Annotated in this window: 23 protein-coding genes and 1 riboswitch; of the genes, 3 read left to right on the top strand and 20 right to left on the bottom strand. The window is 29.1% G+C overall.

Annotation, left to right across the window (positions count from 1 at the left end):
* Positions 1 to 143 precede the first annotated feature (143 nt).
* The 7 genes from ABXT58_RS03395 to rplM are packed head-to-tail and all read right to left on the bottom strand — an operon-like array spanning position 144 to position 5,395.
* Entirely contained in the window at positions 144 to 992 is an 849-nt protein-coding gene (locus tag ABXT58_RS03395; protein WP_415304764.1) for a DMT family transporter, read from the bottom strand.
* Between the two features lie 17 nt (positions 993 to 1,009).
* A complete protein-coding gene (locus ABXT58_RS03390; RefSeq protein ID WP_415304762.1) occupies positions 1,010 to 1,912 on the bottom strand; it encodes an AEC family transporter in 903 nt (300 codons plus the stop codon).
* Positions 1,912 to 3,204: a homoserine dehydrogenase gene (locus ABXT58_RS03385; RefSeq protein ID WP_415304760.1), complete on the bottom strand. Its 1,293-nt coding sequence runs from the start codon at positions 3,202 to 3,204 to the stop codon at positions 1,912 to 1,914. The genes ABXT58_RS03390 and ABXT58_RS03385 overlap by 1 nt, the downstream gene beginning before the upstream one ends.
* Complete coding sequence (locus ABXT58_RS03380; protein ID WP_415304758.1) at positions 3,205 to 3,429, bottom strand: hypothetical protein; 225 nt, start codon at positions 3,427 to 3,429, stop codon at positions 3,205 to 3,207.
* Positions 3,426 to 4,448: an N-acetyl-gamma-glutamyl-phosphate reductase gene (gene argC / locus ABXT58_RS03375; protein WP_415304757.1), complete on the bottom strand. Its 1,023-nt coding sequence runs from the start codon at positions 4,446 to 4,448 to the stop codon at positions 3,426 to 3,428. Before argC ends, ABXT58_RS03380 begins: the two co-directional genes overlap by 4 nt.
* A 34-nt stretch (positions 4,449 to 4,482) precedes the next feature.
* Positions 4,483 to 4,932: a 30S ribosomal protein S9 gene (gene rpsI / locus ABXT58_RS03370; protein WP_415304755.1), complete on the bottom strand. Its 450-nt coding sequence runs from the start codon at positions 4,930 to 4,932 to the stop codon at positions 4,483 to 4,485.
* Position 4,933: 1 nt separating this feature from the next.
* Positions 4,934 to 5,395: a 50S ribosomal protein L13 gene (gene rplM, locus ABXT58_RS03365; RefSeq protein ID WP_415304753.1), complete on the bottom strand. Its 462-nt coding sequence runs from the start codon at positions 5,393 to 5,395 to the stop codon at positions 4,934 to 4,936.
* A gap of 139 nt (positions 5,396 to 5,534) precedes the next feature.
* Positions 5,535 to 5,602: riboswitch (SAM riboswitch) on the top strand.
* 4 nt (positions 5,603 to 5,606) lie between these two features.
* Between rplM and ABXT58_RS03360 the strand changes: the two genes are divergently transcribed.
* Positions 5,607 to 6,947 carry an O-acetylhomoserine aminocarboxypropyltransferase/cysteine synthase family protein gene (locus ABXT58_RS03360; RefSeq protein ID WP_415304751.1) on the top strand — a complete coding sequence of 447 codons (1,341 nt, stop codon included), beginning with the start codon at positions 5,607 to 5,609 and terminating at the stop codon, positions 6,945 to 6,947.
* Here the strand turns inward: ABXT58_RS03360 and ABXT58_RS03355 are convergent.
* Positions 6,931 to 7,950: a COX15/CtaA family protein gene (locus ABXT58_RS03355; protein WP_415304749.1), complete on the bottom strand. Its 1,020-nt coding sequence runs from the start codon at positions 7,948 to 7,950 to the stop codon at positions 6,931 to 6,933. The two genes, ABXT58_RS03360 and ABXT58_RS03355, sit on opposite strands and share 17 nt — an antisense overlap.
* Before the next feature lie 42 nt (positions 7,951 to 7,992).
* On the opposite strand from ABXT58_RS03355, the gene ABXT58_RS03350 reads away from it, so the two are divergent.
* Positions 7,993 to 8,283, top strand: coding sequence for a chorismate mutase (locus tag ABXT58_RS03350; protein WP_415304747.1), 291 nt, complete (start codon positions 7,993 to 7,995; stop codon positions 8,281 to 8,283).
* Between the two features lie 2 nt (positions 8,284 to 8,285).
* On the opposite strand, the gene rpmG is transcribed toward ABXT58_RS03350, so the two are convergent.
* Genes rpmG through ABXT58_RS03320 form a run of 6 tightly spaced genes read right to left on the bottom strand, consistent with a single transcriptional unit; the run spans position 8,286 to position 10,825 of the window.
* A complete protein-coding gene (gene rpmG / locus ABXT58_RS03345; RefSeq protein ID WP_415304745.1) occupies positions 8,286 to 8,477 on the bottom strand; it encodes a 50S ribosomal protein L33 in 192 nt (63 codons plus the stop codon).
* A 1-nt stretch (position 8,478) separates the two neighbouring features.
* Complete coding sequence (locus tag ABXT58_RS03340; RefSeq protein ID WP_415304743.1) at positions 8,479 to 8,856, bottom strand: MerR family transcriptional regulator; 378 nt, start codon at positions 8,854 to 8,856, stop codon at positions 8,479 to 8,481.
* Positions 8,846 to 9,148: an integration host factor subunit alpha gene (locus ABXT58_RS03335; protein ID WP_415304741.1), complete on the bottom strand. Its 303-nt coding sequence runs from the start codon at positions 9,146 to 9,148 to the stop codon at positions 8,846 to 8,848. Before ABXT58_RS03335 ends, ABXT58_RS03340 begins: the two co-directional genes overlap by 11 nt.
* Entirely contained in the window at positions 9,148 to 10,152 is a 1,005-nt protein-coding gene (gene plsX / locus ABXT58_RS03330) for a phosphate acyltransferase PlsX (RefSeq protein WP_415304740.1), read from the bottom strand. The genes ABXT58_RS03335 and plsX overlap by 1 nt, the downstream gene beginning before the upstream one ends.
* Before the next feature lie 15 nt (positions 10,153 to 10,167).
* A complete protein-coding gene (gene rpmF, locus ABXT58_RS03325) occupies positions 10,168 to 10,350 on the bottom strand; it encodes a 50S ribosomal protein L32 (RefSeq protein WP_011282128.1) in 183 nt (60 codons plus the stop codon).
* Positions 10,351 to 10,357: 7 nt separating this feature from the next.
* Positions 10,358 to 10,825, bottom strand: a complete 468-nt coding sequence (locus tag ABXT58_RS03320) for a ubiquinol-cytochrome C chaperone family protein (RefSeq protein WP_415304738.1) — start codon at positions 10,823 to 10,825, stop codon at positions 10,358 to 10,360.
* On the opposite strand from ABXT58_RS03320, the gene ABXT58_RS03315 reads away from it, so the two are divergent.
* Positions 10,824 to 11,384, top strand: coding sequence for a hypothetical protein (locus ABXT58_RS03315; RefSeq protein WP_415304736.1), 561 nt, complete (start codon positions 10,824 to 10,826; stop codon positions 11,382 to 11,384). The genes ABXT58_RS03320 and ABXT58_RS03315 overlap by 2 nt on opposite strands.
* On the opposite strand, the gene ABXT58_RS03310 is transcribed toward ABXT58_RS03315, so the two are convergent.
* From ABXT58_RS03310 to ABXT58_RS03285, 6 genes are all read right to left on the bottom strand, one after another.
* A complete protein-coding gene (locus tag ABXT58_RS03310) occupies positions 11,294 to 13,399 on the bottom strand; it encodes a sodium-translocating pyrophosphatase (protein WP_415304734.1) in 2,106 nt (701 codons plus the stop codon). The genes ABXT58_RS03315 and ABXT58_RS03310 overlap by 91 nt on opposite strands.
* A 96-nt stretch (positions 13,400 to 13,495) precedes the next feature.
* Positions 13,496 to 14,449: a thiamine-phosphate kinase gene (gene thiL / locus ABXT58_RS03305; protein ID WP_415304733.1), complete on the bottom strand. Its 954-nt coding sequence runs from the start codon at positions 14,447 to 14,449 to the stop codon at positions 13,496 to 13,498.
* Entirely contained in the window at positions 14,442 to 14,846 is a 405-nt protein-coding gene (locus ABXT58_RS03300; RefSeq protein ID WP_415304731.1) for a transcription antitermination factor NusB, read from the bottom strand. The genes thiL and ABXT58_RS03300 overlap by 8 nt, the downstream gene beginning before the upstream one ends.
* Positions 14,773 to 15,234, bottom strand: a complete 462-nt coding sequence (gene ribH, locus ABXT58_RS03295) for a 6,7-dimethyl-8-ribityllumazine synthase (RefSeq protein ID WP_415304729.1) — start codon at positions 15,232 to 15,234, stop codon at positions 14,773 to 14,775. The genes ABXT58_RS03300 and ribH overlap by 74 nt, the downstream gene beginning before the upstream one ends.
* Positions 15,234 to 16,334: a 3,4-dihydroxy-2-butanone-4-phosphate synthase gene (gene ribB / locus ABXT58_RS03290; RefSeq protein ID WP_415277646.1), complete on the bottom strand. Its 1,101-nt coding sequence runs from the start codon at positions 16,332 to 16,334 to the stop codon at positions 15,234 to 15,236. The genes ribH and ribB overlap by 1 nt, the downstream gene beginning before the upstream one ends.
* Positions 16,321 to 16,914, bottom strand: coding sequence for a riboflavin synthase (locus ABXT58_RS03285; RefSeq protein ID WP_415287112.1), 594 nt, complete (start codon positions 16,912 to 16,914; stop codon positions 16,321 to 16,323). The genes ribB and ABXT58_RS03285 overlap by 14 nt, the downstream gene beginning before the upstream one ends.
* Positions 16,915 to 16,917: the final 3 nt, after the last annotated feature.

Raw genomic sequence — 16,917 nt, 5'->3', positions numbered from 1 at the left:
CTTGACATATAATTTTACTTATAATATAAAAAATTATTATCTATTGATATATTTTTACTTATAATAAAATTTAATAATTACAGTGATTTAATTAGTAATATTAATGTATTATATTAAGTATTAGTAAATAATTAACACATAAATTATGATAATTTAATATAACTTTCTCTTCTAGAGATGTAGATTCCACTTATTACTATAATAAACAACCCTAAGAATGTCCAATTGTCAGGAAAATCGCTGAAGAAATAATAACCTATAACAATGTTTGTTATGATCTCGAAATAGCTAAATGGGGCTAATTTAGAAGCATCAGCATATTTAAGTGATAATATAAGAAATAAGTGGCCAATGCAGGCAAAAACGCCTATAGAGGCCATCATAGACCACTGTGAAGGGCTAGGGTTAACCCATACAAAGGGCATTAAACCTGATACAGCAACCAATCCAACCAATCCAGTTAATAATAAGGTTAATAAAGGGTTGTCTGAGGTGCTTAATTTACGAGTAATTATTAAATAAAAGCCGTACATCACACCAGTTCCTAGTGCTGCAAAACTAGCCAAGTTAAGCTCTACAAAACCAGGTCTTATAACCACTAAAGACCCTATAAAACCGATAATTACAGCCGTCCACCTTCGAACACCCACCTTCTCGCCTAATAAAATTGGAGAAAAAGCTGTAACGATTAATGGGGCAACAAATGCTAATGTCAAAGCTTTAGCTAAAGAGATAACAGATATCGCATAGAAGAAACATATGTTTGCACAAAGCAATATAAGCCCTCTTATTAACTGCAATTTAGGCTTATCTGTCCAAACAAGTTGCTTTCTATAAAATAAGAACATTATTGGAAGTGTGAATACTACTGTAAAAAAATACCTAGCCCATGTGATCTGTAAAACTGGCATATCAGCACTTAAATATTTAGCAAAGCCATCCATAATTGGAAGCATTACCCACGCTAAAAGGTTAAATGTGATGGCTTTCATAAGCCAATAGATACAGTTTAATTAAAGTACTTTAAAGCAAAGAATACGACTACAGGAATAGTAGCAAAAGACATTATTGTAGAAACGACAATTGTACTTGCAACGCTATCTACAATCTTTTTTGGCGAATAAATTGATGCTAAAAGATAATTTAAAACAGCACTAGGCATCGAACACTGAATAAGCAAAACACCAGCAGCAAAACCAGAAAGATTAAAATATTTTATTATTGAAAGGCCAATTATCGGGCCAAGAATTACCCTCCCTATCGATGAGATAAATGCTTTTTTAAATGAAAAAACTTTAAAACGAGTAAGAGCAATTCCTAAAGACATTAATATTAGAAAAATTGTAGCATACATTAGTAGAAAAGTTGTATTTTCTATAAAGACGGGAAGCTCTATTTTGAAATACAAAAAAATTACTGAAATTATGATTGCATAAAAGGGAGGGTTTTTTAGGATCACACTTAAATCAAATTTTCTATCCGCAAGAAAAATACCTAATGTAAAATGGCATAGAATTATTAAAGCTGAAATAGCAGCGGCAACACCTAGACCTTGAGATCCATAAGCAAACAAGCATATAGGTAATCCCATATTTCCAGTATTGGGCATAATAAAAGGTGGAAGCTCACGAACAATATCTTTAGTTTTTAAGAAGAATAAAAAAACAACCCCAATAATTGTAAAGGCTGCAATTGCAATCAGATAGTACCAAAAATAATCTTTAAATATCTCAAAAGAGAGACTAGTTGACGTTAATGCATATATAATCATTGCGGGTGTTCCAATATTCGCAGCAAAAGTAGTTATGAAAGTAGTGTCAATTTTAGGATTATTTTTACCTAAATAATAACCAATACCAACTACAAAAAAGACAGGAAATAAAACCTCAAAAAGTTTTAAATATATATCCATTAATTGTAGATTCTAATCAGCGTAGGATATTTAAGGATATTTTTATCTTTTTTGAAAATAGAAAGACAATTCTTAGAATTAAGTTCATTAGTTTTATGTGTAATAATAACAATAGTGGCTTTGTTATTTTTTTTGTCAGGAGTTTGAATTAATCTTTTTACTGAAATTTTATACTTAGCTAATCTGTTAGTGATTGTTGATAGAACACCAGGTTTATCTTTAACTTCAAATCTCAAATATAGAGAATTCACATAATTATCAACATTATAACATTTGATAGATTGACGTTTATTACTTGGAATACCAAAGGGTTTTTTAATATTGCCTCTTAAAATTGAGAGCAAATCTGATAATAATGATGAAGAAGTAGGTCCGGGTCCTGCTCCCTCACCTTGTAATATACTTTCACCCACTGGTTTTCCTTCAAGAATAACTGCATTCATAACTCCACCAACATTACCAATGTAAGAATTTTTATTAACTAAACACGGATGAACTGTTTCAAAAAGCTGATTGTTAATAAGTTCAGAAATACCTAGCAACTTAATACGTAAATTTAATTGATTGGCTATCTCTATGTCTTTCAATTCAATTTTTTCAATACCCTCCATTAAGCATTTGTGTTTTGAAATTTTAGCATTAAATGCAAGAGCAGATAAAATTCTTACTTTTGCGAAAGCATCGAAACCATTTAAGTCTAATTTTGGATTTCCTGGTTCAGCATAGCCTAATTTTTGAGCTTTCTTTAATACATTGGCAAAATTATCACTAGAGTTTTCCATTTCTGAAAGAATGTAGTTAGATGTACCATTTAAAATTCCATAAACTTTAGAAATTTTGTTGGTTGCAAGACCTTCTTTGATAGTTCTTAATATTGGAATTCCCCCAGCAACTGATGCTTCAAATTCTAAGTTAACCTGATTATCCTCAGCTAATTTTGCCAAGTAGTCACCATGTTTTGAGATAAGTGCCTTATTAGGAGTAATTACATGTATCTTGTTTTTTAAGGCAGTTTCAACAACCTTTTTTGATATGCCATCAGATAAGCCAATAGCTTCAAATAAAATATCTACTTTAGTTTTATTAAAAATTTCTAGTGGATTTTTGTAAAAAATTTTTTTATTAATCTTAAACCTTCTTTTTTTAACAATACTTCTTGCTGAAACAGCAATAACATTAATTTTTTTTCCAGTTTTAAGCTCAATATCTTTTTTTTTAGTATTAAGTTCATTTAACAAATAAATACCAACTTGACCTAAACCTACTACAGCAATGTTTATTATATTTTTCATTTAATTATTGATGTCAGGGTAGTCTGCCTTATCAGAATAATCTTTAAGGAAAATATTAAATTCCTCAAATGTCATTGTTTTAAAATCAGAAGTTTTTTGTAATATTGTAGATAATTTTTTATTTTCTATAGACTTTTTTAAAGGATCTTCGTTCCAATAAACCGATTTTTTATCTAAAGAGCAAGCTGATAAGATCAGAATTAGCAATAGTAGAAAATATTTCATTTTAATCCTTTTTTTTCATTAAAACCATATTTAATATTCATATTTTGTATAGCTTGACCAGCGCCACCTTTAATTAAATTATCAATAGCAGATAAAATAATAACTCTATTTTTATACTTAGTTTTACAAATTGCTATAGAGCAATTATTTGTGTTAATAACGTCATTTGTACTTATCAAAGAATTTGTTTTGAAAATTTTAACGAATTTACTTTTGGAATATTCAGCATTTAAGGTTTTTTCTAATTTATTAATGTTTACACCTTTATTGAGATCTAGATAAATTGTACTTAATATTCCTCTGAACATAGGCGTTAGATGAGGAGTGAAAGTAAAAGAAAATTTATTTTTAGTATAATTGTCAATTTCTTGTTGAATTTCAGAGTTGTGTCTATGGAAACCAACTCCATAAGCGCTTAAAGACTCATAAAGGTTTTTATCTTTATATTTATTATGAACTCCTCTACCCGCTCCAGAATATCCAGATTTAGAATCTATAATTACGTTATCTGTTTTTATTAAGTTTTTTTTAACTAGGGGAATAAGAGGTAAAAGTATTGATGTTGGGTAGCACCCTGGGCATCCAATAATATTGAATTTTTTCACTTTGTCTTTATTAATTTCTGGTAATGAATAAATTGACTTTTTAATATTTTTAACAGCTTTATGTTTTTGTTTGTACCATTTTAAATAATCAGATGCTTTATTAAGTCTGAAATCAGCAGCTAAATCAATTAACACATTGTGCTTTAGTAAATCATTTGAAATATCTTGCGCTTCTCCGTTGGGTAGTGCCGTGAAAATCAAATCTATATTCTTTAAGAAAGATTTATTGTATTTAACTATTTTTGGTAATTTTTTTAAACTTAATGATTTCTCATAACTAGAGATTTTTTTCCCAACCGATGAGTTTCCACAAAGATATTTTATCTTAACATCACTGTGTTTAACTAATAATTTAATTAGTTGAACACCAATATAACCAGTTGATCCAGCAACTAAAACATTAAGCTTAGGCATTTTTTTATTATAGCAGTTTAGAGTTAAAAAAGAATTATCTTTTCGAGAATTGGAAGCTTCTTCTAGCTTTTCTACGACCAGGTTTTTTTCTCTCAACAGATCTAGAGTCTCTGGTATTCAGTTTTTCAGTCTTAAGAATTGCTCTATTCTCCGAATCAAATAAAATTAGGGCTTTAGCAATACCATGAACCATTGCACCTGCTTGACCTGTGTGCCCACCACCTGCAACACTACATCTAACATCATAGTCAGTTGCTTGGTTGATAATTTCAAATGGTCTTGTAATTTGCATTTTATGACTGCCACTAGTGAAATAATCATCCATAGTTCTGCCATTTACATAAATTTTACCAGTACCTTTTTTTACCCAAATTTTTGCAATAGATTTTTTTCTTCTACCCGTTGCATACTTGCTATCTTTAAAATCAAGTTTTATTTTAGGTTTTTTTGGAGCAACTTTAGTTGGTACGACTGCTGTTTCCATATTAATTTCTTATTAAATTTTTACTGTTTAATTTACCTAAGTCTAAAAGTTTAGGGTTTTGTGCTGCATGAGGATGATCTTCACCAGCATAAATTTTTACTTTAGTTAATTGTTTTCTGCCTAGTACTCCACCAGGCAACATTCTTTTAACTGCTAATTTTAATGATTCACCAGGTTTATTTTTTTCTAGTAATTTTTCAGGAGTTATTTCTTTAATTCCTCCAGGGTGACCAGTGTGTCTATAATATTTTTTATCTTTAAATTTTTTTCCAGTGAATTTTGCTTTTTCAACATTCTTAACCACAACAAAATCACCATCATCCATATGTGGTGTAAAAGTAGTTTTATTTTTTCCTCTAACAATCATTGCTATTATAGATGCCAGTCTACCAACTACAGCATTTTTTGCATCTATTTCAAACCAGTTGCTAGTTAATTCACTTTGTTTTAGAAATTTTGTCATTGTGCGAGGATTAATACTATTATTAGATATAAAGTCAATTTTATATTTAGCTTGTAATAGCTCTTATTAATGCTATTTTAATCAAGCCGATTTGTTCCTATTGCAGGCTAATATATGCTAAAAAGGATTTTTTACCCACATTATCGGTAGGTGCATTTGAACTGTATTGTACACCTTGCATTTAGCAGAAGTACTAAAAAGGAGAATCAAGATGAGCACAAAAAGACAAAACCCTGAGACTATAGCCATACATGGTGGTGATTATAGAAGTGATCCAACAACAAAAGCTGTAGCTGTTCCAATTTATAGAACAACATCTTATTTGTTTGATAATACCGAGCATGCTGCAAACTTATTTGCATTGAAAGAGTTCGGAAATATCTACACAAGGATCATGAATCCAACTAATGATGCACTTGAAAAAAGACTTGCTGCATTGGAGGGAGGGTTAGCTAGCTTAACAGTATCATCAGGACAAACAGCTTCAACATTTTCAATTTTGAATGTTGCTCAAGCTGGAGATAACATTGTTAGTTCAACCGACCTTTACGGTGGAACTGTTTCTTTATTTACTCACACTTTAAGTAAGCTTGGAATTGAAGTTAGATATGCAGACCCTGCTGATCCTAAAAACTTTGAAAAAGCCATAGATGATAAAACTAGAGCATTTTATGGAGAAACTTTACCGAATCCGTACTTAAGAGTTTTTCCTATTAAAGAAGTATCTGACATAGGTAGAAAATATAACATACCACTAATAATGGATAATACGGCCTCTCCCGTTCTATGTAAGCCCTTAGAGCACGGTGCTGCTATAGTTGTTTATTCACTTACTAAATATATAGGTGGACATGGTACAGTTGTAGGTGGAGCTTTAATCGATGGTGGTAATTTTGATTGGACAGCAGATCCTAAAAGGCAGCCACTATTTAATGAACCTGATGCAAGTTATGGTGGTGCGGTATGGGGTAAAGTAGTACCCGAGTTAACTGGTGCGAACGTTTCTTTTGCAGTTAGAGCTAGGGTTGTCTTATTAAGAGATTTGGGTGCAGCATTATCTCCCGATAATGCATTTGGATTAATCCAAGGACTTGAAACTGTAGCTTTAAGAATGAAACAACATTGCTCAAATGCTGAAAAAGTTGTCGATTATTTAGTTAAACATACGGAAGTTTCCAGAGTTATTTATCCAAATCAATACAAAGGTGAAATTGGAAATAGAGCTAAAAAATACTTAAGCGGTGGAAATGGTGCTTTAATTGGTATCGAGTTAAAGGGCGGTATTGAAGCTGGTAAAAAATTTATAGAAGCTTTAAAAATGTTTTATCATGTAGCAAATATTGGTGATGCTAGAAGTCTAGCAATACATCCCGCAACAACAACACACAGTCAATTAAATGAAGAAGAACTTTTAGCTTCAGGTGTAACACCAGGATATGTAAGACTGTGTATTGGTCTTGAGCATATTGACGACATTATTGAAGATTTAGAACAAGCTCTAAAGAGAACAGATAATGTTGAAGACATTAATAAAACTAAAGCTGTTGGTTAGAGTTTTTATATAAAATTGCAAGATAAGTAGTTAATACAAAAATTGAACCTAACTGGTGTAGTGATGCATATTTAATCTCTACACCAGATAGTAAAGTTATAATTCCCAAAAAAATCTGAACCAATATCGCAATATCAAATAGTATAATATTTTTAGTTCCATAATTATTTTTTATATAGAGATAATTTAAAATAATAATAAAAAATAAAAGTAAATAAGCTGTAACTCTATGTAGAAATTGAACAATTGATGGGTTGTTAAATAATTGAGTATTAATTACATCGTTATAACCAACGTCATTTGGGAAAAAGCTGCCATTCATATCAGGCCACGAATTATAGATTAGACCCCCATCTAAACCCGATAAAAAAGCACCCAATACAATCTGTAAAACTATCAACTTGAGTATGAATAATAAAAGTAAATTTGGAATTCTTTTATGAAATTTTTTAGTTTTAAAAATGTCTAAAATATACCAGAAAATTAAACATAGGATGAATAAAGCTAAAGATAAATGAATGCTAAGTCTAAAGTGACTAACGTCATTATTTTCAATTAATCCACTAGAGACCATATACCAACCTATGAATCCTTGAAGGCACACAAGAAAAAATATCAAATAATATTTATTGGAATAATGTTGGGTATTTTTAAAATATAGACTAAAGAAAAGTAAAGGTACCAATGTAAAAAGTCCAACAAATCTTGCTAATAATCTATGAGCATATTCCCAATAGAAAATTATTTTAAACTCATCTAAAGACATGCCGTAATTAATATTTTCATATTCAGGTATTTTTTTGTACTCTGAAAAATAAAAATTCCATTCATTAATATTCAAAGGAGGAAGTATTCCAGTAAAGAGCTCCCAAGCTGTGATTGATAAACCTGAATCAGTTAACCTAGTAAGTCCACCAACTGCTACCATGAGAATAATTAATGAAAATAAAGTTATTAACCACAATTTTAAATATTTTATATAGTTGTCGCTATTTACAAACATAAATTATACTTATAATAATTATCTTAATAACCAATTGAATAAATGTCGCCTACTAATAAAATAAAACTAAATCAGATAAGAATAAAGCTTGATAGACTTGATAATGATTTACTTAAATTAATCAAAAAAAGATCATCACTAGTTAATCAAGTATTAAAAGTAAAAATACATAAGAAAGAAATAATTGATCAAAAAAGGATCAATTTTATCCTTAAAAAGATTAAAAAAAAATCAATACAAACTAACATAGACCCAAAAATTACAAATAGAATATGGAAAAATATGATTTGGTCTTTTATTGATTATGAAAAAAGAAATTTTAGAAAAAAGTAATACTATTTACTGTGTGGAGGTAACTTCTTTTCTACAAACATCTCATGTTTTCTTGTAGCAGGATTGTACTTCTTTGCTGATAATTTAACTTTAGCTTTTTCACCACCAGCTGGTTTTTTAACATAATAAAAATATGGACTGTCAGGTTTAGCTTCTGGAACCAGTCTAACTTTAACGTGTGTTTTTTTTGCCATATTATTTTAAATTTTTTATTTGTTTTATTAAATCAGAAATCTTCTTGAGTTTATTTTTTATACTATATTCTGCATTTATAGAATTATTTGGTAATTCGTCAAGTTTTAAAGATTTATTAGAATTAAGAACTTTTTTAACACCATTAATTGTCATTCCCTGATCTTTAAGGAGGTATTTAACTTTCCTCAACACCTCTATTGTATCATTATTATAATATCGTCTATTACCGTTTAAGATATTAGGCTTAATTTGTTTAAATTCTTTTTCCCAAAAACGAATAGTATGGGTATTTAGGGTGCCTTTTTTTTCATTAACAAGGTCAAGAATTTTTGCAACCTCACCAATTGATTTATAAGCTTTATTACTTTTATGAATCATTGTTAGAATTTACCAAATCTTTAAATTCTTTAGAAGCTTTAAATAGAACAACATCTCTATCAGATATGGTTTTTTGTTCTTTGGTTTTGGGATTTCTACCTAATCTGCTTTTTTTTGAACGTATGGTGAAAGTACCAAATTTTGATAATTTTAATTTTTTTTCATTTTTTAAATTTTCTGTAATTGTTGTTAAAAAATCTTCTATTAAATTTTCTGAGATATTTTTTGAAAATCCAATTTGCATATAAACTGAGTTTACTAAGTCTTTTTTTGTTAAATTCACTCTATTCATTAATTAATATTATTTCTAATTTTTTCTATTAAATTACCACTTACAATCTTAGTGCAAACACTTAATGAGTTTGAAAAACCAATATAATCAGTGCCACCATGACTTTTAATTACAGGGGAGTCTAGACCAATAAATATAGCGCCATTATATAGTCGCGGATCTAATCTTTTTTTAAATTTCTTTAAATTTGAAATATTTAATAAAGATGAAATTTTACCTATTATATTACCTGTCATTGCTTTTTTAAGTTCACTTGTAATAAAATTTGCAGTTCCTTCAGCTGTTTTTAATGCAACATTACCAGTAAAACCATCAGCAACAATAACATTTACATCTCCATTCATTAATTCGTTACCTTCTATATAACCTTTGAACTCAAAATCATGATTATTTCTTTGGTTTAATTGTTGATAAGTTTCTTTAATAATTTCATTACCTTTAAATTCTTCTGAACCTATATTCAATAAAGCAACTTTAGCACTGTCATCTGGATATAAAGATTTAAATAACGAAGAACCCATTATTGTAAAATCAATCAAATTTTTTGGACTACATTCAATATTAGCTCCCAAATCCAAAACAACACTCATTCCTTTTTTATTTGGCCATAATGCAGATAAAGCAGGTTTGTCGATATTTTCAATCATCTTAAGATTAAGTTTTGATATAACCAGCAATGCTCCTGTGTTGCCTGCTGAGATTACTACATCAGATTTTTTTTCCTTAACACTTTGTATGGCTAACCACATGCTAGTATTTTTTCCACGTTTAGCACCTTCTAAAGGGCTATCAGTGTCTTTAACCACATCGATTGTATGAATTATTTGAAAAGAAGAGGTTGGTATATTGTTATCAATATTTGTTAAAATTTTATCTTTATCACCAAAGATTTGATAAAATGAATTTTTATTACTTTTAAAATGATGACTAATACCATCGATAACTTTTTTTGGTGAACCATCGCCACCCATTGCATCAACTGCAATTTTGATTATTTTACTCATTTAAGATTAGGTTTTTTATTCCTTAGGGTCTAAAACTTGTCTGCCCCTGTACATGCCAGTTTTAAGATCAAGGTGATGAGGTAGTCTGTATTCGCCTGATTTTTTATCCTCAACAATATTTGTTGATTTGAACTTCATATTCTGAGCTCTTCTCATTCCAGTTCTTGACGGGGATTGTTTACGTTTTGGTACAGCCATAATAAAATTAATGTTTAACTACACCTTTTATATGAGAATTTAAAGTATTATTTATTAAATTTAACCTATATTTTTCAAAATAATTCACTAAATATTCAGTATTTATAGCATTATCTAAAAAATTTTCTAAAAGAAGGCCTCTTGATTCTATTGTTAGACTATCCCAATCATCTATTTTATCAATCATTCCATAAAATAAATTTAAATAGTCTTTCATTTTTTTATTTATAGATTGATCGCCATAGCCTATCTCTCGAATACTTAACTCAACTTGTCTAAAAATATAATCATAGATTTCTTGTAAAAGCTTTTTATCGTTGTTTTTTTTGTAAATTTTTAAAAAAAAAGCAAAATGTAATAGAAAAAAAATTATTCTATCTGAAAATGTGTCTTGAATTTTAAAATCACTATATAATTCTTTATTTCTAGTTAATTTAACTAAATTATTGTAAATATTTATGTAGTTTTTATTCATGAAAAATTTATTTATATTCTTATTAATAGCATTATTTTTTTCAGCTTGTAATTTAAAAAAAGTTGTAAAACATCATGGTGTTCATTTTTTAAATAAAAAACAAGAAAAACTAATAATACATAAATCAAATAAAAATGATATTTTATCTCTTTTAGGTCCACCATCATCTAAAAGTACTTTTGATAATGATTTGTGGATTTATATAGAAAGAAAAATCGATCACACTTCATTAAGAAAATTTGGTGAAGAACGAATTATTGTTAATAATGTTCTTCTTTTAGAAATTGATAAAATGGGTCTACTTAAAACGAAAGAATTTATGGACCAAAGCAAAATGCAAGATCTTAAATTTACAGAACGCGTTACTGAATCTAGCTACAAAAAGAACACCTTTATTTATGATTTTTTATCTAGTATGAGACAAAAAATCAACGATCCTTTAGGAAAAAGAAAAAAAAATAAATTTCTTTACCCGGCAATAACAGCCAACAGTAATAAGGCCACAATGTTTGTAATCTTAATCATTGGATTTACAGCTGGACCAGCAGTATCTTTATAAGGGTCTCCAACAGTATCGCCAGTTACAGCAGCTTTATGAGCTTCAGAACCTTTTCCACCATGATTTCCATCTTCAATATATTTCTTAGCATTATCCCATGCTCCCCCACCTGCGGTCATTGAAACAGCAACAAACAGACCTGTTATGATCACACCAAGCAACATTGCACCAACAGCAGCTAACGCTTCAGCTTGACCACCAATAGGTAGAATTACAAAATATAAAACTATTGGGGATAGAACTGGTAGTAAAGATGGTATAACCATCTCTTTAATTGCAGCCTGAGTTAATAAATCAACAAGTTTGGCATAATCTGGTTTTTGAGTACCCTTCATAATTCCTGGGAACTTTTTAAATTGTCTTCTAACTTCTACAACTACAGCTCCACCTGCTCTACCAACGGCTTGCATACCCATTGATCCAAATAAATATGGAAGCATTCCACCAATTAATAAACCAACAACAACATAAGGATTAGTTAAATCGAAGGTTACAACTATTCCCTCTAATTTAGATCCTGCCGTTCCAGAAAAATGTTTAATATCTTCAACGTAAGCTGCAAATAAAACTAATGCACCTAAACCAGCTGAACCAATTGCGTAACCTTTGGTAACAGCTTTAGTTGTGTTACCTACTGCATCCAATGCATCCGTAGTCTTTCTTACATTATTTGGTAATTTAGCCATTTCAGCAATACCACCAGCGTTATCTGTTACTGGACCATAAGCATCAAGTGCAACAACCATACCTGCTAATGCAAGCATTGTAGTTACAGAAATAGCTATTCCATAAAGACCGGCAATTGAATTTGTTGCTAATATACCTCCAACAATAATTAAAGCTGGTATCGCTGTAGCTTCCATTGATACAGCTAAGCCTTGAATAACATTTGTTCCATGACCTGTTGTAGAAGATTTAGCAATACTTCTTACTGGTCTGTATTCAGTTCCAGTATAGTATTCAGTGATCCATATTAATAAACCAGTAATAACTAAACCAATTATTCCACAATAATATAAACTCATACCAGTAAAACTTTTACCATTAACAGTATATTCACTTGCAAAGCCAATTACATAATCAGTAACAGGGTATAAAATTACTAATGAAGAAACAGCAGAAACAACAAATCCTTTATATAAAGCATTCATAACATTCTTGCTTCTTCCAAGTTTAACAAAGAAAGTTCCTAAAATTGATGTTAAAATACAAGCACCACCGATTGTTAAAGGGTAGATCATCATATTCATATCACCTACAAAAAATATTGAAGAAAGAACCATTGTTGCAACAATAGTTACGGCATAAGTTTCAAATAAATCTGCTGCCATACCAGCGCAATCACCAACATTGTCTCCAACGTTATCTGCTATAACCGCTGGGTTTCTAGGATCATCCTCAGGTATTCCGGCTTCAACTTTACCAACTAAGTCAGCACCTACATCAGCACCTTTAGTAAAAATTCCACCACCTAATCTAGCAAAAATTGATATTAATGAAGCACCAAAACCTAGTGCAACCAATGCATTAACCACTTCTCTATCTGCAACGCCCATTCTTAATAAAATATAATAATAAACTGCTATAGCTAATAAAGCTAAACCAGCAACAAGCATTCCTGTGACAGCACCTGATTTAAAAGCTACGGCAAGACCACTCGCTAAACCTTTTCTCGAAGCTTCAGCAGTTCTAACATTAGCTTGAACCGAAACTAACATTCCAACATATCCAGCTATTCCAGATAGTGTTGCACCAATAAAATAACCAAGACCAACTAAGGGGCTAAACACTGCACAAATAATAACTAAAACAACAACTCCAACCACGGCTATCGTTTTATATTGTCTTGTTAGATAAGCTTTAGCTCCAATCTGAATTGCAGATGCAATTTCTTGCATTTTTGCATTTCCAGCACTTAGATTAAGTATATTTAAACCAGTAAAAAACCCATAGACGATTGCAAGTGATCCTGCTGCTATGGTGTAAAGTAATATTGTTTCTATTAGTGAGTTCATGATGCCTTTTTAGTTGTTTGGTTGTTAAAATTTTATTAATTAAAGTCCGGACAATACAAAAAAAGCAATAAAAGGCAATATTTAACTTGCTAAAACTTATGAAAATAACCCTTGTTTTTTAAGGGATATTTGAAGATTTTTGCCATCAATAATGGATGATTTTTCAATATAGCTTTGGATTGAGCCAATTTTTGTAAGCTTAACTCTACAATTAGAAGCTATTTTCTTTATGATTCCCATCTTGTTTTTTGAGGCCGTAAATAAAATCTGATAATCATCACCATTAGAAATATAGTTGATCTTAGATAGTTTCTTAAAATCAAGTACTTTTTTAAGATTATCTGAAATTGGAATATCTTTCAGAAAAAGTTTGTATGATAATTTTTGACTATTAATCATTTTATCAAGATCCGCTAATAATCCATCAGAGATATCAATTGACGTGTTGGCAAATTTCTTAATTTTGTCTGTTAATTGTAATTGAATATTTGGCATAAAGTATTGATTAATAAAATATTTTTTTAATCGCTGATTAAGTTTAATTTTATTTTTTAAAACTAATAGACCTAAATAACTATCTCCTAGATTCCCAGATACATAAATATCATCACTAATTTTAGCTTTATTTCTATAGATAATATTATTAGCAAAACCAATTGAGGTAATTGTAAAACTTAACTTATTTGAAAAAACTGTGTCTCCACCACTTAAAAATATCTTATATTTATTTTGTTCTTGGTTAAGTGCTTTGCTAATTTTTGATAAATTTGATTTAGAAAAACTTTTTTTATTACCTGACCCCGAAATAAAATAATATTTTGGCTTAACACCTTTACAAATAAGATCTGATATGGAAGATCTAATTATCTTTTTAATAACTAATTCTGGGTTTTTAAAATCTATAAAGTGATTACCTTCAATATATGTGTCAACTGAAACAACTAATTTATTTTTTTTATCAAAAAAAACATCATCATTTAAATTTAGGGCACAAGGAGATTTTGTGGAAAGTTTTTGAAAGTAATTTTTTATTAATTCAAATTCATGCATTAGTTGTTCTTATTTTTTTAGCTATTTTATCCAGTATAGCATTCAAGTATTTTGTTTGAGAGTCTTCTAAAAAAAAATTTGATGCATCAAGATATTCTTTAATAATAATTTTTGTAGATACTTTTGGCTTATATAGAAACTCGAATATAGCTGATTTAACAATTATTTGAAAAACTTTATCTAAATTAGTTAATTGCAAGTCTTCACTTAGATATTTTTTAACTTCTTCTTTAATAACTTCATCTCTCTCAATAGTTCCTAAAACCACATCTTTAATAAACTTTTTAAATCTATGTTTAGGAAAGGTTAAATCTGTGTCATCATTAAAAAAATTTCCATATAATTTTTGGATAATTATAACTCTTGGACTTTGATTGGGATTGTATGGAGTTCTCATATTTATTGAGACAAGACAGATATAACAGCTTGAGCTCCTCTCTCCCCTTTTTTTTTCTAGCTATAGCTTGACGCATATTTAGACAGGTAATAATTCCGTTACCAATAGGTTTTTTATTTTCTATAGATAGTTTCATTATCGCTTCAGTTGAAGCATGAGAAATAAAATCAAAGTGTGGTGTCTCACCCTTTATAACACAGCCAAGTGCTAAAAAAGCATCATATTTCTTAATATTTTTTGAAATTGTGACTGGTATTTCAAAAGCACCTGGAACACTAATAACTTTTATTAAACCAGATTTTGGTAATACTTCTTTAGCACTACCAAGTAACCCCTTAGCAATGTCCTTATAATAATCTGCAATAACTATTAAGATTTTTTTTTTCATTAAATGATTTCCTGTTTAGTAATCTTTATATCATAACCTTCTAAACCAATAACTTTTTTGAGAGATTTAGTAATTAATATCATATTTTTGATCTTTAAATCTTTAATTATTTGAGCCCCAATGCCATAATTTCTTATTAGTTTATCATTTCCCTTTTTATAGAAATCTTTGTTCTTATAATCCTTGAGTGTTTGTGTAACAGATTTTAAGTTTGTATCTTTTATAAAAACTAAAACACAGTTATTAAATTTCTTAAAATAATTTAAAGTTTTATCAAATGAATTTGGTAATTGCTGATTGATTAAATAATTTTGAACTACGTTAGATGAAATTACTCTAACTCTTGGTACTATCCCTTTTTTAATATTTCCTTTAATTAGAGCAAAATGCTCGGATCCATCTAAAAGATTTTCATAAATTCTAATTTTATATTTCTGATTTTTAACTTCAATATCAGATTGTTTTTTAAGTTTAATTAGTTTTTCTTTTTTTAAACGATAAGCAATAAGATCTTCTATCTTACCAATCTTTAAATTATGTTTTTTTGCAAAATTAAATAAGTCTTGACCCTTAGCCATTGTACCATCTTCATTCATTATTTCACAAATAACTGCTGAATTGTTTTTTTTAGCTAGTTTTGAGATATCCACAGATGCTTCTGTATGACCAGCTCTAACTAAAACACCTCCATCTTTAGCAATAATTGGAAAAACATGACCAGGCGAAACAATATCTTTTTTATTTACATTTTTCTTTGATGCAATTTTAATTGTCTTAGCTCTATCTTTTGCTGAAATCCCAGTTGTAATTCCTTTTTTTGCTTCGATAGAAATTGTAAAAGCAGTTTTATTCCTTGATTGGTTTATTGGTGACATTAAGGATAAATTTAACCGTTTTGCCTGTACGCTGTCTAGTGCTAGGCAAATTAATCCACGACCATATTTGGCCATAAAATTAATATTTTTAGCACTTGAATCTGTTGTTGATATTATTAAGTCTCCTTCATTTTCTCTTTTTTCATCATCAACCAAAATAAACATGCCTCCTCTCTTGGCAATGGCAATTATGTTTTCTATTGGAGTAAAACTATTTTTTTTCATTAAAATAATTTCTAACGTATTTAGATAAGATATCTATCTCTATATTAATGAGACTGTTTTTCTTTAGAGATGATAGATTAGTGAGATTATATGTGTGTGGTATTACCCATATCTGAAAACCTTTTTTAGTTACTTTAGAAATTGTTAAAGAAATTCCGTTGATACAAATAGAAGCTTTTTCAATTAAGTTTGCTCTTTCTTTTTTAACAAGCTCAAAATCAAATAAATATGATTTATCAATCTTCTTAATACTCTGAATTTTACCTACTGCATCAATGTGACCTTGACAAATGTGACCTGATATTTTTTGACCAAATTTTAAAGGAAGTTCAAGGTTAATTTTATCATTAATTTTTAAGAATTTGAACTTTGATCTTTGTATAGTTTCATCTGAAAGATAAAATTCCATTATTTTATTTTTAATATCAATTAATGTTAAACAAACACCATCACAGGCAACTGATACACCTAGATCTTTACGTGTTAATTTTAAATCAGCTTTTACAAAAATATTAATACCCTTTGATCTTTTTTCAAATTTAGTAATTAAGCCTTGGTTGAAAATTATTCCATTAAACATAAT

The organism is Candidatus Pelagibacter sp. Uisw_090 (assembly GCF_047717845.1).
GTDB lineage: Bacteria > Pseudomonadota > Alphaproteobacteria > Pelagibacterales > Pelagibacteraceae > Pelagibacter.
The sequence above is the reverse complement of the archived record's forward strand: the minus strand, read 5'-3'. Positions and strand labels throughout refer to the sequence as shown.

What these genes read in the sequence shown, in the direction of transcription:
- ABXT58_RS03395 (WP_415304764.1), bottom strand. Translation starts at nt 992, where the DNA reads ATGAAAGCCATCACATTTAACCTTTTAGCGTGGGTAATGCTTCCAATT.
- ABXT58_RS03390 (WP_415304762.1), bottom strand. Translation starts at nt 1,912, where the DNA reads ATGGATATATATTTAAAACTTTTTGAGGTTTTATTTCCTGTCTTTTTT.
- ABXT58_RS03385 (WP_415304760.1), bottom strand. Translation starts at nt 3,204, where the DNA reads ATGAAAAATATAATAAACATTGCTGTAGTAGGTTTAGGTCAAGTTGGT.
- ABXT58_RS03380 (WP_415304758.1), bottom strand. Translation starts at nt 3,429, where the DNA reads ATGAAATATTTTCTACTATTGCTAATTCTGATCTTATCAGCTTGCTCT.
- argC (WP_415304757.1), bottom strand. Translation starts at nt 4,448, where the DNA reads ATGCCTAAGCTTAATGTTTTAGTTGCTGGATCAACTGGTTATATTGGT.
- rpsI (WP_415304755.1), bottom strand. Translation starts at nt 4,932, where the DNA reads ATGGAAACAGCAGTCGTACCAACTAAAGTTGCTCCAAAAAAACCTAAA.
- rplM (WP_415304753.1), bottom strand. Translation starts at nt 5,395, where the DNA reads ATGACAAAATTTCTAAAACAAAGTGAATTAACTAGCAACTGGTTTGAA.
- ABXT58_RS03360 (WP_415304751.1), top strand. Translation starts at nt 5,607, where the DNA reads ATGAGCACAAAAAGACAAAACCCTGAGACTATAGCCATACATGGTGGT.
- ABXT58_RS03355 (WP_415304749.1), bottom strand. Translation starts at nt 7,950, where the DNA reads ATGTTTGTAAATAGCGACAACTATATAAAATATTTAAAATTGTGGTTA.
- ABXT58_RS03350 (WP_415304747.1), top strand. Translation starts at nt 7,993, where the DNA reads ATGTCGCCTACTAATAAAATAAAACTAAATCAGATAAGAATAAAGCTT.
- rpmG (WP_415304745.1), bottom strand. Translation starts at nt 8,477, where the DNA reads ATGGCAAAAAAAACACACGTTAAAGTTAGACTGGTTCCAGAAGCTAAA.
- ABXT58_RS03340 (WP_415304743.1), bottom strand. Translation starts at nt 8,856, where the DNA reads ATGATTCATAAAAGTAATAAAGCTTATAAATCAATTGGTGAGGTTGCA.
- ABXT58_RS03335 (WP_415304741.1), bottom strand. Translation starts at nt 9,148, where the DNA reads ATGAATAGAGTGAATTTAACAAAAAAAGACTTAGTAAACTCAGTTTAT.
- plsX (WP_415304740.1), bottom strand. Translation starts at nt 10,152, where the DNA reads ATGAGTAAAATAATCAAAATTGCAGTTGATGCAATGGGTGGCGATGGT.
- rpmF (WP_011282128.1), bottom strand. Translation starts at nt 10,350, where the DNA reads ATGGCTGTACCAAAACGTAAACAATCCCCGTCAAGAACTGGAATGAGA.
- ABXT58_RS03315 (WP_415304736.1), top strand. Translation starts at nt 10,824, where the DNA reads ATGAAAAATTTATTTATATTCTTATTAATAGCATTATTTTTTTCAGCT.
- ABXT58_RS03320 (WP_415304738.1), bottom strand. Translation starts at nt 10,825, where the DNA reads ATGAATAAAAACTACATAAATATTTACAATAATTTAGTTAAATTAACT.
- ABXT58_RS03310 (WP_415304734.1), bottom strand. Translation starts at nt 13,399, where the DNA reads ATGAACTCACTAATAGAAACAATATTACTTTACACCATAGCAGCAGGA.
- thiL (WP_415304733.1), bottom strand. Translation starts at nt 14,449, where the DNA reads ATGCATGAATTTGAATTAATAAAAAATTACTTTCAAAAACTTTCCACA.
- ABXT58_RS03300 (WP_415304731.1), bottom strand. Translation starts at nt 14,846, where the DNA reads ATGAGAACTCCATACAATCCCAATCAAAGTCCAAGAGTTATAATTATC.
- ribH (WP_415304729.1), bottom strand. Translation starts at nt 15,234, where the DNA reads ATGAAAAAAAAAATCTTAATAGTTATTGCAGATTATTATAAGGACATT.
- ribB (WP_415277646.1), bottom strand. Translation starts at nt 16,334, where the DNA reads ATGAAAAAAAATAGTTTTACTCCAATAGAAAACATAATTGCCATTGCC.
- ABXT58_RS03285 (WP_415287112.1), bottom strand. Translation starts at nt 16,914, where the DNA reads ATGTTTAATGGAATAATTTTCAACCAAGGCTTAATTACTAAATTTGAA.